Origin of the sequence: Leucobacter weissii (assembly GCF_017565745.1) — a bacterium.
In the GTDB taxonomy this organism is placed as follows: Bacteria; Actinomycetota; Actinomycetes; order Actinomycetales; family Microbacteriaceae; genus Leucobacter; species Leucobacter weissii.
Window position 1 is genome coordinate 1 of record NZ_JAGDYM010000020.1, and the last position, 12,272, is coordinate 12,272.

Below are 12,272 nucleotides of genomic sequence, written 5' to 3' on the forward strand. Positions count from 1 at the left end.
TCACCGGCAAGGACGCTCAGCACGATCCTTGTCTTCTTCTCCACCGGAATCTGGGGTGGTCTTCCCATGTCGGACTCTCCGTTCAGGACTCAACTAACAGCCCTGCCACATAGTCTGACGCGCGACAACCCTCCACACCGAAGGACCGAGCGCTACACCACTACCAGGGACTTGACCCCGCGGCAACGAGTCGGTCAGCGGCGATGCGGTGTTCCTGCTCGACCTCAGCGCGCCGGATGCGCAATAGTGCGGAGATGCGATTTGCATCGACTCCGCGGTCGAGAATCGACGAGATATCGTCGAGACCAAATTTCAATCACAATTCGACCCCCAAACGCATGAAAAATGCAAGCACAATTCACCCACCCTCGTCCCCACACCCCCCAATCACTGACGTGGGAAGGTTCGTGATGGCGGCCTGGAAATACCTCAGTGCTCCGAGCCCCGGCCAGCTCATTCACACCTGCACGTTCGCTACCACCGGTCTGGGGAGGAGTCGATGCAGCAGGCACTCAGTCGGCTACCCAGACGGGATACTCGTGGACATTCGCACGGACCCAGCGATTGACTACGGCGACTGGTAGCCGCTGCCCGGCTTCGGGCGAACTGCGCGAAGGCCGGGTTGCGCGGACACGAGTCCCCTCAGCGCCTCCACCATCGCCTGAATCCGGCCAAGCTGTGTGATCTGTTTTGGGATGACGAGCGAATACGTCCGCTCTACGCTGAACTCTGACGGCAGCAACCGCAAGAGCGAGGGGTTATCTTCTCCAATGTACGTAGGGAGGGGGGCAATGCCAACTCCGCAAAGTGCGGCGGTGAGATGCCCGAAGATGTTGTTCGTCTGCACTTTCGCGCGGGCTCCGGGAAACACTTGGTCAAGGATGCGCAACGGTTGAACATCCAAAACAGAGTCGACATACCAGATGATTGTGTGCTCGGAACGGACCGCGTTCAAGTCGCTCGGTACGCCGTGGCGTGCGACGTAGTCAACTGACGCGTATAGTCCCAGTTCGTACTCGGCGAGTCTTTCCGTTCGCGTACTTTGTCGAGCTGGCCGCCCCAGGGTCACAGCAAGGTCGAAGTCGCGCGCAACGAGGAAGTCGTGTGAAGTTGCCGTCAACACTTCGAGGTACACCTCGGGATTCGACTCATGGAACGAAGCAAGCCCAGGAACGAGGACATAGGCTCCGAACCCGTCGGGCGCCAGCATGCGGATAGTCCCCGACAACGATCCGGACGTTGAACTCAATGTCTCTGCTGCCGCTGCGAGCGTAGTGTCGATTGTCTCCGCGAAAGGGAGGAGCCGGCGGCCGACTTCTGTCAGTTGCCAACCCCCGCGCCCCCTGTCGAAGAGCCGGTGACCGACCGCGATCTCCAGACGCCCTATGCGACGCGACAGCGTCGTCTCATCCACTTGCAACCTGCTGGCAGCGTCGGACAGGCGCCCGGTGCGCGATAACTCGAGCATGAGCCTGAGGTTATCCGTACTAATGTCCATACCGGCATTATTGCAGATTCAACTGCGTTTCCGTGCGTTGATTTAGGCAATTATGCGGGCAAAGCTGGAAGCACACATTCACACTACGGAAGGCGCATACATGACATATGAGGTGAGCTTTCCGCGGCTCGTTCTGGTCGGGGGCGGTGCGGTAGCGGAGCTGGCAGACATCGTCAGCAGACTCGGCATCACTCGCCCGTTCGTTGTCACGGATGCCTTTCTGAAAGACTCGGGGGGGCTCGATCGGATCGTCGATCTCCTGACGGCTGCGGGGTTCGCTGTAGGTTCGTTCGCGGAGACGGTGGCTGATCCGACGACGGTGTCGGTCGCTACCGCCGTTCAGGCCGCGTCCGAACACGATGCCGATGGTGTCATCGCGTTGGGTGGAGGAAGCCCCATCGACACGGCGAAGGCTATGGCGGTGCTCGCGAAGTACTCCGGTGAGATGCACGAGCTGAAGGCCCCAGCGTCTTACGACGGACCGGCGCTTCCTGTCATCGCCATTCCTACGACTGCGGGCACCGGCTCGGAGGCGACAAGGTTCACGGTCATCACCGATAGCCGCACGGGTGAGAAGATGCTGTGTGCTGGCGGGTCGTACATGCCAGCTGCGGCGATCGTCGACTATGAGCTCACGACGACGATGCCGCCACGGTTGACGGCGGACACCGGGATCGACGCGCTCACTCACGCAGTCGAAGCGTACGTCAGCACGAAAGCCAATCCAATCTCAGACGCACTCGCACTCACCGCCGTCCGGCTCATTGGACGAAACCTTCGTCGCGCGTACACGGGCGCGGATCTCGTCGCTCGCGACGAGATGATGGCAGCCGCCACCATGGCGGGCATGGCCTTCTCTAACTCCAGCGTCGCACTCGTGCATGGCATGAGCCGTCCCCTCGGAGCGCACTTCCACATCGCTCACGGATTGGCGAACGCGATGCTGTTCGCTGAGGTGACGTCTTTCTCAGTCGATGCAGCTCCTGAGCGGTATGCGGCGTGCGCCAGGGAGTTGGGCCTCGGAACTCCGGACAGCACGACCGGCGAGCTCGGTGCCGAGCTGGTGACGGAGCTTCGGGCCCTGGCCAACGATCTTGAGGTGCCGACCCCCGCGCAACTCGGAATCGAGCGTGAGGATTGGGCCGAACTGGTTCCTGTGATGGTCGCCCAGGCCATCGCTTCTGGATCTCCGGCGAATAATCCCCGGGTTCCGACAGAAGAGCAGATCGCCGAGATCTTCCACACCATTTTTGACCTCCAGAAGGAGCAAGCATGACGAACATGACCGACGCTCGCGACGCCACGGGCGCCTCGGCGGCTATCCCGACGATCTGCCACTGGATCGGAGGCGAGCGACGCAGCTCCACAAGTGGTCGCTCGGCCGCGGTTTTCAACCCGGCAACCGGTGCAGTCTCCGCTCACGTCGCCCTGGCGGATCAGAGTGACGTTGACGACGCCATCACGTCAGCTGAGCGTGGTTACCAGGTTTGGAAGACCTATTCCATTGCCAAGCGTCAAGCGGTGATCTTCACCTTCCGGGAACTGCTGAACGCACGCAAACGTGAGCTGGCGGAGATCATAACGGCCGAGCATGGCAAGGTCGTTTCTGACGCGCTCGGCGAGATCCTACGCGGCCAGGAAGTGGTCGAACTCGCTACCGGTTTCCCGAACCTGATCAAGGGAGGATTTAGTGAGAACGTCTCGACGGGGATTGACGTCTACTCTCTCAAGCAGCCTCTCGGCGTCGTCGGCATCATCAGCCCCTTTAACTTCCCGGCCATGGTCCCGATGTGGTTCTTCCCTATCGCCATCGCGGCCGGCAATTCAGTGGTGCTCAAACCAAGTGAAAAGGACCCCTCCGCGGCAATCTGGTTGGCAGAGCTGTGGAAGGAAGCCGGGCTTCCGGACGGCGTCTTCACGGTGCTGCAAGGCGATAAGCTCGCCGTCGATGGGCTGCTGAACAGCCCCGTCGTGCAGTCGATCTCTTTCGTTGGCTCCACACCCATCGCCCAGTACATCTACGAGACCGCTTCCAAGAACGGCAAGCGCGTCCAGGCCTTGGGCGGGGCGAAGAACCATATGCTCGTTCTTCCGGACGCCGACCTCGACCTCGTCGCCGATCAGGCCGTCAACGCTGGGTATGGCGCAGCAGGTGAGCGCTGTATGGCGATCTCCGTCGTGCTCGCCGTTGAGCCCGTCGCGAACGAACTCATCGCAAAGGTGACCGATCGCATCGCGAAGCTCCGCATCGGCAACGGCGCGGGAGCGGATGGTGTCGAGCCGGACATGGGGCCGCTCATCACCGACGTGCACCGCGATAAGGTCTCCTCGTATGTCGACATCGCCGAGGCGGACGGCGCCACCATCGTCGTCGATGGTCGCGGCTTCACCGTTGACGGACACGAGGACGGCTTCTTCTTCGGGCCGACGCTCATTGACGCGCTGCCCACCACCTCACGCGCGTACACGGAGGAGATCTTCGGCCCGGTGCTCTCCGTCATCCGCGTGAAGACCTTCGAAGAGGGGCTCAACCTCATCAACTCCGGTCAGTTCGGCAACGGCACTGCGGTCTATACGAACGACGGAGGTGCGGCTCGTCGCTTCCAGAACGAGGTCGAGGTCGGCATGATTGGCATCAACGTGCCGATCCCCGTGCCTGTCGCATATCACTCCTTCGGCGGGTGGAAGGACTCCCTGTTCGGTGACGCGAAGGCGTACGGCGTCCATGGATTCGATTTCTTCACCAGAGAGAAGGCCATCACCAGTCGTTGGCTTGACCCGGCCACCCACGGCGGGATCAACCTGGGCTTCCCCCAAAACAACTGAGAGAGGTGTGACGCGCTCCGCCCACAGCCCGCTCCTAGGCCATCCGGCGCAGGAGCGGGCTCGTCGTGTCAACCGACGAAGTCACCAAGGAGATTCTCGGTGTCGCTCGCGGTAAAGAAGGTGACGGGTGGTTCGCTGCCCTGGGCGGGCGAAGCCTCGCGACGCGGGCATCACCGAGGGAACGGTACACGGACTGGCCCGCCGCTGGCCAGCGCGTCCGCCCCCAACCCGATCGGCAGGCGGGGACGGTGGAGGGTCGTGGTGCAAGCGCGCGCCCGCTCGGGCCCTCGGTCCTGCCGGGGCGGGTATCGCACCGTGGGCGACGCCTCGTCAGGAGATGCTCAGAAGCTCCCGCGCCTGCGCGGGAGTCGCGATCGGGCGGCCGACGATGCGCGCCAGTTCCACGACTTCTGCGACGAGTTCGCCGTTCGACGGGGCACCGAGTCGGGGATAGTCATAATCGCCCAAGCCGATGCCGACGTGACCGCCCATCGCAATGGCGTGAGCCGCGAGGGGAAGCACATCGCCGCCCTGACACCACACCATCCACGGCTCGCCGGCGGGGATCTCCGCCCGCATCGCGATCAGTGTCTCGACGGTCGGGCTCCCACTGGCGAACAGGGTTCCGCCCGTCAGCGCGAACTGCCACAGACGGTGCTGACGGTACGCACCGGCATTCCGGTAAGCCATCGCCGTCCGCACATGCGAGAGCTCCCAGCACACGCTGATCATCGGCAGGTCGATCTCGGAGAACGCTCCGATCGTGTGCTCCAGAGCCTGCCGGGTGTTCCGGTAGACCAGGTCACCGGGCTCGAATCGCGCGCTCGAATCGTCCCACCTGTCGAGGTTCGTGACCCCGAATGCGAGAGCCGCCATATCCGCGCTGACCGCCGCGTCGACGCTCATCTCGACGATCGGCCGTACGCGGCTGTCGAGGTTGGTCGCGTCCGTGTATCCGGTGGTGGGATGCACGATCAGATCGGTGTGCGCCTTGAGGAGTCGCATCGTCTCGCGATACGCCTCGGTCGAATGCAGCGGATCGCCGCTCCGCGAGTCGCGGGCGTGGAAGTGGAAGATCGTCGCGCCGCGCTCCTCGGCATCGAGCGCCGCGTCCACGATCTCTTCGGGCGAGTACGGCACCGGCTCGGTCGAGGTGCGTCTCCGGTTCTCGTTGCAACGGTTCTCGATCAGGAGCGGGGTGTTGAGTATCTCGGTCGACAAGGCTCGCTCCTCACTCGCTCATGAACTCGATCAGATTGCGCGCCAGCCGGTCAGGCTGCTCGAGGGCAAGGCTGTGACCGCAGTCATCCCAGAGATGCTCGGTGACATCTGTCGCCACGCGCCGCATCAGCTCGCCGACGTACGGTCCATAGAACTCCCTCGCTCCGGTCGCCATGACCGGGATGGAGAGGGGATCCTCGGCGAGCCTTCGATTGGTCGCCCCGTTCGCGAACGGGCTTCGATAGGTATCGAGGAGTGCACGCAGCCCGCCGGGCGAGGCGATGTGGAAAGTCCACTCCTCGACAGCCTCGTCGGGCAGCGCGGTCGGATCCCACATCTCTGCCCGCATCCACCAGGTGAAGAAGTCGCGCTCGCGCCCGGTGATCAGGAACTCGGGAAGATCCGGGATGAAGAAGAACGGGTTGTGCCACTTCCAGGTCCCCCGCCGCTCCATGCGCGCCCGGAGGTTCTCCTCGTTGAGGTACGACATCTCCTCCAGTCCCAGGCCGGAGAGCATCATCTCGCCGAAAGACAGTCGCGTCACCCGGTCACGGAACCGCCCCGCGAGCACATACGCGTACTCTGCGCCGCGATCCTCACCGTGCACGCCATATGTCTCGTGACCGAGGCCATCCATGAGCTCGGCCAGGTCGGTCGTGATGGTCTCGGAGTCGTACCCGGCCGAGGTGAGCGGCCGATCGCTGTCGCCGAAGCCGCGCACGTCGGGGGCGACGACCGTGAAGCGCTCGGTGAGCATCGGAATGATCCGAGACCAGTAGGAGTGCGTCTTCGGGGTCCCGTGCACCAAGAGCAGCGCCGGTCCCTGCCCGGCCGTCACATAGTGCAGGCGGATCCCGTTCACCCTTGCACGGCCGTGCCTGACCGGGTCTCCGCGGTGGTCGACGATTCGCATCTGCTCTCCTTCGAGTCGGTGTCCGCGCACGGCGGACTGTCATGCACCAGGCAGCGGCGTGCCGGCTGGGTCGGTCAGGCGTGAGCCGGGGCGACGACGAGTTCGACCGAGGCGCGGCGCAGCGCGTCGCGAAGGTCATCGGGCGGCTCAGCGCTGGTCACCAGCACGTCGAGGATGTCGAGCGCGGCCAGCACGATCGGCTTGCGGCGTCCGAGCTTGGAGTGGTCGGCGGCGAGGATCACCGTGTCACTCGCGTCGACGAGCCGCCGACGGACGTCTGTCTCGGCGAGGTCGAAATAACTGATCCCGTCGGCCACCGACACGCCGCCGCAGCCGAGCACGAGCTTGTCGAGGTGAACGATCTGCGTCGGAGCCGACACATTCGAGATGAGTGACGCCTCGGACGTGATGATGCCGCCGAGCACCATCGCGGCACTCCGCGAGTGCTGGAACTCCAACGCCGACTGGATCGAATTCGTGACCGCGAAGATGTCGTCACGATGCGCCAGCTCCCGTGCCACAGCGCGACAGGTGGTTCCCGCATCGATGCCGACGGTGTCACCGCGATCGATGAGACCGACGACGGCGCGCGCGATGCGCGCCTTCTCATCCGGCATCACGCCCGCACGGTTGGAGAAGTCGGGGCGCCGGTTCGTCGCGCCGCCGTGCACGCGGCGGGCGAGACCCTCGGAGTCGAGGCGGGCCAGGTCGCGGCGCACGGTCATCTCGGAGACCGCGAGCGCCTGCGCGACAGCACCGACGTCGACCTGACCGCCTTCGCGCAGCAGACGAAGAATGTACTCGCGTCGCTCGCCGTAAGGCGAACCCCGACCGAGAGAGGTCGCACCTCCTGTACTCATCGCGTCAGCTGCCCTTCCCCGGTGCGCACCAGTTCGAAGAAGTCCTCGCCGCCGACCTGGCCGCCCTTCAGCACCGCCTCGAGCCCATCGACCGCCGGATCATCCGACATCAGTTCGAAGAGCAGCGTGTATTCGCCGACCACTCCCCGGCTGACGATCGCGTGCGCCCCGAGCTCGGTGACGACGTGCCCGGAGGTGTCTCCGCCGACGATGAGTACCCGATCCAGGGCCCTCTCCTCTCGCGCGAAGCGGACGACACGGGCCAGAGCTGCCGCGACTTTCGTGACGCTCACCGGCCGGGCCTCACGTGTGCGACCCTCACCGCAGGTATACACGATCGCGCTTCGTCCGCTGAGCAGGGCCTCGAGCGCGTGGCGTTTAGCGTGCTCCAGCTCCGATTCCCACAGCGTGGCATCGACAGTCGAGTCGAGCGGCACGCCCACCCAGCCGTCGCGGACCGCTCGGTCGATCTGGTCGCTCGTCAACGGCGAGCAGCTCCCCGACACGGCGAGCATCGGTGATTTCGCCGGAGGGATCGTCTGGATCGTCGTCGACGGCGTCGCGCCGAGGGCGGCGGCGATGCCGGTGCTGAGTCCGCCCGAACCGATCGCGAAGGCGGTCCCGCCTGCCGCAGAGGAGAGGACCAGTTCGCCTGCCCGGCGCAGATCTTCGGTGGTCATGCCGTCGATCACGACCGCCGGGAGTCCTTCGCTCGCTGCAGTGTCGTACCGGCTCATTCCGCGGTCAGGCCCGCGCAGGTCCTCGAGTGTCACCGCCCCCAACGGGGCCTCGACCTGCTCGCCGATGTGTACGCGGAGGTCGGCCTCCCGCATCGGGGTCGTCGGATGGTTCGACATGACCGGCTGTCGGTCAAGTCGGTAGACGACACCCCGGTCGACGGCGAAGTGGTTGCTGAAGGCCGTGTACCTGCCCAGCGCCGGCTGGGCGACGAGCACAGGCACCGGACGCGCACCCCACAGTTCCCGGCCGAGCCGGACCGCCGGCTCGAAGCTGCCGATCGTCGGCGACGAGTCGGCGGTGGAGCACACTTTGTACTGGACGAAGTCCGGGTCGAGGTCATGGAACGCTCGAAGCGCCGGCGCGATGGTGCGCTCGATCTGTTCGGGCGGCATAGCCCTCGTCACGCCCGCGATCCCGACGACCGGATACCGTTCGGCGGCATCGCGGAGCTTGTCGACGTCGGGCTCTCCGAGGAAGATGAGACCCGCGAAGCCGTAGCGCTGATATTGCATGACGAGGTCGGCAGAACCGGTGAAGTCATCACCGTAGAACATTAGCCTTGGCGTTTGATGACGGCCGATCTCAGCTCCCGAATGCGTCCAGTGCTACGTCGAGCGCCGAGCCAGGCGTCGCGATCATCCGCGGGTCGTGGCCGCTCGCCACAGCATGCCATGCTTCGCGCATGCTCTGCACCCCAGCCGCGACGCCGCCGGGATGAGCGTGGATGCCGCCGCCGGCGAGCACCAGAAGGTCGGGCGTCGGCAGAAGCTCGTACGTCGATGCGGCCGTCGCCGCCGTCTGGGCCGAGGAGAGAACCGGGAGCATGGGAGCGCCGACAGAGCGGTCCTCCTGGATGGCCCGGACCCCGTCGACGATCGCATCATTCGGCTCCCAGAACTTGCTGTTGATCCCGCCGACGTGCAGGTGATCGGCGCCGGCGACACGCGCCAGTCGCTGGAACGCTCGGAAGCCGATCCCGAGCGACGGGGAGCGGTCGAAGGCGCCGAACCCCGCCCGGTGGCCATGAAGGGCGAGGTCGGTGTGCCTTCGCAATTCGGCGAATGCCGAGAAGCCCACGGACGGGATGGCCGCCATGACGCAGGTGCCACCCTCGACGGCGATGAGGTCGGCAGCGCGTTTCATGTCGTCCATGTCGCCGGTGACGTTGAAGGCGTACATCGTCTGCTTGCCCGTGCGGTCCGCGACATCACGGATGGTGCGCATGACGACCCGGATCCGATCCGTCAGGGGTGCGTGCGGTGGATCGCTGTTGAGCTCGTCGTCCTTGATGAAGTCGATCTGCGCTTCCGCCAGCTCGCGCACGAGCGCCTCGAGTTGATCGAGTGTCAGCCCGATCGACGGCTTCACGATCGTGCCGATCATGGTCTGCGAAGGATTGCCGATCAGTCGTCGGGTGCCTCCGACTCCGTGGAGAGGTCCTGTGTAGCGGGCTGCGAGCGCATCGGGGATCTCGACGTCGAGCAGCTTGACCGCCGCGAGCTCCCGGAGTTCGTACAGGTTGCCCGCCACTGTCGCGAGCAGCGCAGCGATGGACGGGCCGAGGTTGACGACCGGGAACGACACCGCCACCGTCGCAACGCTCGGCGGGGCCCCGGCCCCGGCCGAAACGGCGCCCGGCAGTGGGTCGATCGGCGTTTCGTTCTTCTCGATCGACTCGACGCGAGCCCCGTGGACTCGCATCAGGTCGTCGGACTCGAGTGCGACCTTCGTGAACGTGCCCGACGACTGCTCGCCCGCGAGGACCGCGGCCGCGTGGTCGAGCGGGAGATAGCTCGCGACCCGGTAAGTCGCGAGAATCCGACCGTCATCCACGGGCGGGCACACCGTTCGGGAACAGCACCACCTTGTTGGCGTCGCCGGTGAGCAGCTCGATCGCGTGCTCGAACTTGTCGAGTTCGAGGCGGTGGGTGATGAGCCAGCTGAGGTCGAGGCGGCCCGACTCGAGCATCTGGCTGAGACCCTCCCAGGTCGACCACAGCCTGCGCCCGAAGACTCCGCGCAGGGTGATTCCCTTCTTGTTGATGTGTGCGGCGATGTCGATGGGCACTGCGCTGCTCGGATGCCCGATCGTGACGACATCTCCTTCGCGTCGCACTGATTCGAGCAGGGTGGGCAGCGCGCTCGGCGCAGCCGACACCTCGAAGGCGACATCGACACCGCCCCTCCAGGGGTTCAGGTTGCGGCAGTGCGCCACGACGTCGTCAGAGAAGGGGTCGAGCACCGTCGCTCCGAGCGACTCGGCGATGCGCCGGCGGTAAGGGTTCGGCTCGATGGCCACGACGCTCGCAGCGCCGAGGAGGATGCTGAGCTGGATGACGACGAGCCCGACGGGACCGCATCCGCTCACCAGCACGTTCGCACCGTTCACCGCGAAGCCACTGCGGGCGATCGCCGTCCAGGCCACGCCCGCAGACTCCATGAGCGAGCCGACCTCGAGCGAGACAGAGTCGGGCAGTTTGACGCCGACCGACTCGGGGACCGCGGTCCGTTCGGCGAAGCCACCGTCGATATGCATGCCGAGGAGCAGCATGTTGGTGCAGTTGTGAGCATCGCCCACGGAACAGGGATAGCACCGGTAGCACGGCACGTGACTCTCGAGTGCGAGCCGGTCGCCGACCTCGAATCGGGTGACGTCCTTGCCGACTTCGATGACGGTTCCGGAGATCTCGTGGCCGAGCACGTTGGGCAGTCGCAGGTTGAACGCTTGTGCTGACGGCGTCCACTCGTAGAGTTCGCGGTCGGTGCCGCAGACGGACGCCGCGGCAACCTCGAGGAGCACGTCGGTGGCGCCGACTTCGGGCTCGGGAAGATCGGTGACGAAGTCGGCTCCGTGCTCCGCTCGACTCTTTACGACTGCTTTCATCGGCTGACACTCCCTTGGGTTACCGCATGTGCGAACAATCACGAATGCTACGACGTTTCGTGGCTCCGTGTCAACTGAACCCCGTATTCAGGGCATTCCTAGCGATTCCGTCAGATGATTGACCGAACATCCCCCGCCCTGCTAGCCTACCCGAGTGCGTTCGTTCGCACAATTGCACCAGTCCCCAAGGGCAGAGACGCCAGGGTCTCGGCAACCAATTTCAATGGCGAAAGGAAACACACCGTGCACAGTAGAGGTCTAGCCGCTGCAGGAATGATCACCGTGGCCGCACTCGCTCTCGCCGGATGCGCCGGCCGTGGCGCCGGCACCGAGGGCGGCGGAGATGCCGCAGCCGAAGGCGACGAGTTCACCATCACGATCGGCCACTCCGTCGCGGCGAGCGCTCCCGTAAACCTCGGTTCCCTGCGTTTCAAGGAGATCGTCGAAGAGGGGTCCGACGGTCGAATCACCGTCGAGGTCTTCCCCGCGGAAGAGATCGGCTCCGAGCCCGAGCTCGTCGAGGGACTCACGCTCGGAAACGTCCAGATCGCGCTCGTCGCGACCGCGCTCGCAGCCGACAGTTGCCCCTCGCTGGGGGTCTATGCGCTGCCTTACATCATCCAGGGCGACACCGACCGCGACCAGTATGAGAACCTCCGCAAGATCACGGAGTCCGACTTCAACCAGGACCTGATCGACCAGTGCGAGCAGGACACCGGGCTTCGCGTGCTCGACAACTCGTGGTGGTACGGCAACCGCAACCTCACCACCGGGGACCGCGAGGTGAATGTGCCCGGCGACATGGCTGGTCTCATCATCCGCACACCTCCGGCCGACCTGCACACGCTCGCCATCCAGGCGTTCGGTGCTGAGACTCTGCCCATGGCGTTCAGCGAGGTGTACACCGCCCTCGACACGGGCGTCATCGACGGCCAGGAGAACCCGATCAGCACGATCTACCAGAACGCGCTCTTCGAGGTGCAGGACAACATGTCCCTGACGAAGCACATGACCCAGAATCAGACGCTCCTCATGGACGCGGCCTGGTTCGACGGGTTGAGCGAAGACGACCAGGAACTCATCCAGAGCGCCATCGACGAGGCCGGCCAGTATCAGTCCGACCTGCAGCTCACCACCAATGAGGAGGAGCTCGAAGAGCTCCGTGCGAGTGGCATGACGATCACCGAGCCCGACCTCGCCCCCTTCCGGGCCGCGGTCGAGGCACGTGTCGCCGAAGTCCTCTCGGATCTCGGCATCGACGCGCAGACGATCGCTGACCTGCAGCGCTGACGTACCCCTGGTGTCGGCCCGACCGTCAGGTCGGGCCGA

Annotated in this window: 10 protein-coding genes; 3 read left to right on the plus strand and 7 right to left on the minus strand. The window is 64.9% G+C overall.

The window, feature by feature from the left end; genetic code table 11:
* Positions 1-568 precede the first annotated feature (568 nt).
* Entirely contained in the window at positions 569-1,498 is a 930-nt protein-coding gene (locus J4H92_RS14875) for a LysR family transcriptional regulator (RefSeq protein WP_208098961.1), read from the minus strand.
* Positions 1,499-1,598: 100 nt separating this feature from the next.
* On the opposite strand from J4H92_RS14875, the gene J4H92_RS14880 reads away from it, so the two are divergent.
* Positions 1,599-2,774: an iron-containing alcohol dehydrogenase gene (locus J4H92_RS14880; RefSeq protein ID WP_208098962.1), complete on the plus strand. Its 1,176-nt coding sequence runs from the start codon at positions 1,599-1,601 to the stop codon at positions 2,772-2,774.
* A complete protein-coding gene (locus J4H92_RS14885; protein ID WP_243752437.1) occupies positions 2,771-4,324 on the plus strand; it encodes a CoA-acylating methylmalonate-semialdehyde dehydrogenase in 1,554 nt (517 codons plus the stop codon). The genes J4H92_RS14880 and J4H92_RS14885 overlap by 4 nt, the downstream gene beginning before the upstream one ends.
* A 330-nt stretch (positions 4,325-4,654) precedes the next feature.
* On the opposite strand, the gene J4H92_RS14890 is transcribed toward J4H92_RS14885, so the two are convergent.
* The 6 genes from J4H92_RS14890 to J4H92_RS14915 form a co-directional block, all read right to left on the minus strand.
* Positions 4,655-5,545 carry a beta-keto acid cleavage family enzyme gene (locus tag J4H92_RS14890; protein WP_208098963.1) on the minus strand — a complete coding sequence of 297 codons (891 nt, stop codon included), beginning with the start codon at positions 5,543-5,545 and terminating at the stop codon, positions 4,655-4,657.
* A gap of 10 nt (positions 5,546-5,555) precedes the next feature.
* Entirely contained in the window at positions 5,556-6,458 is a 903-nt protein-coding gene (locus J4H92_RS14895) for an alpha/beta fold hydrolase (protein ID WP_208098964.1), read from the minus strand.
* A gap of 74 nt (positions 6,459-6,532) precedes the next feature.
* The gene (locus J4H92_RS14900) at positions 6,533-7,318 is read right to left on the minus strand and encodes a DeoR/GlpR family DNA-binding transcription regulator (protein ID WP_208098965.1); all 786 of its coding nucleotides are present in this window, start codon (positions 7,316-7,318) and stop codon (positions 6,533-6,535) included.
* Positions 7,315-8,613, minus strand: a complete 1,299-nt coding sequence (locus tag J4H92_RS14905; RefSeq protein ID WP_208098966.1) for a four-carbon acid sugar kinase family protein — start codon at positions 8,611-8,613, stop codon at positions 7,315-7,317. The genes J4H92_RS14900 and J4H92_RS14905 overlap by 4 nt, the downstream gene beginning before the upstream one ends.
* 28 nt (positions 8,614-8,641) lie before the next feature.
* Positions 8,642-9,892, minus strand: coding sequence for a RuBisCO large subunit C-terminal-like domain-containing protein (locus J4H92_RS15530; RefSeq protein WP_208098967.1), 1,251 nt, complete (start codon positions 9,890-9,892; stop codon positions 8,642-8,644).
* Complete coding sequence (locus tag J4H92_RS14915) at positions 9,885-10,943, minus strand: alcohol dehydrogenase catalytic domain-containing protein (RefSeq protein WP_208098968.1); 1,059 nt, start codon at positions 10,941-10,943, stop codon at positions 9,885-9,887. The genes J4H92_RS15530 and J4H92_RS14915 overlap by 8 nt, the downstream gene beginning before the upstream one ends.
* 282 nt (positions 10,944-11,225) lie before the next feature.
* On the opposite strand from J4H92_RS14915, the gene J4H92_RS14920 reads away from it, so the two are divergent.
* Positions 11,226-12,233 carry a TRAP transporter substrate-binding protein gene (locus J4H92_RS14920; RefSeq protein ID WP_208098969.1) on the plus strand — a complete coding sequence of 336 codons (1,008 nt, stop codon included), beginning with the start codon at positions 11,226-11,228 and terminating at the stop codon, positions 12,231-12,233.
* The last annotated feature ends 39 nt before the right edge of the window (positions 12,234-12,272 follow it).

Bases quoted from the DNA above. Each gene is read 5' to 3' on its own strand.
- J4H92_RS14875 (WP_208098961.1), bottom strand. From the start codon at position 1,498: ATGGACATTAGTACGGATAACCTCAGGCTCATGCTCGAGTTATCGCGC.
- J4H92_RS14880 (WP_208098962.1), top strand. From the start codon at position 1,599: ATGACATATGAGGTGAGCTTTCCGCGGCTCGTTCTGGTCGGGGGCGGT.
- J4H92_RS14885 (WP_243752437.1), top strand. From the start codon at position 2,771: ATGACGAACATGACCGACGCTCGCGACGCCACGGGCGCCTCGGCGGCT.
- J4H92_RS14895 (WP_208098964.1), bottom strand. From the start codon at position 6,458: ATGCGAATCGTCGACCACCGCGGAGACCCGGTCAGGCACGGCCGTGCA.
- J4H92_RS14900 (WP_208098965.1), bottom strand. From the start codon at position 7,318: ATGAGTACAGGAGGTGCGACCTCTCTCGGTCGGGGTTCGCCTTACGGC.
- J4H92_RS14905 (WP_208098966.1), bottom strand. From the start codon at position 8,613: ATGTTCTACGGTGATGACTTCACCGGTTCTGCCGACCTCGTCATGCAA.
- J4H92_RS14915 (WP_208098968.1), bottom strand. From the start codon at position 10,943: ATGAAAGCAGTCGTAAAGAGTCGAGCGGAGCACGGAGCCGACTTCGTC.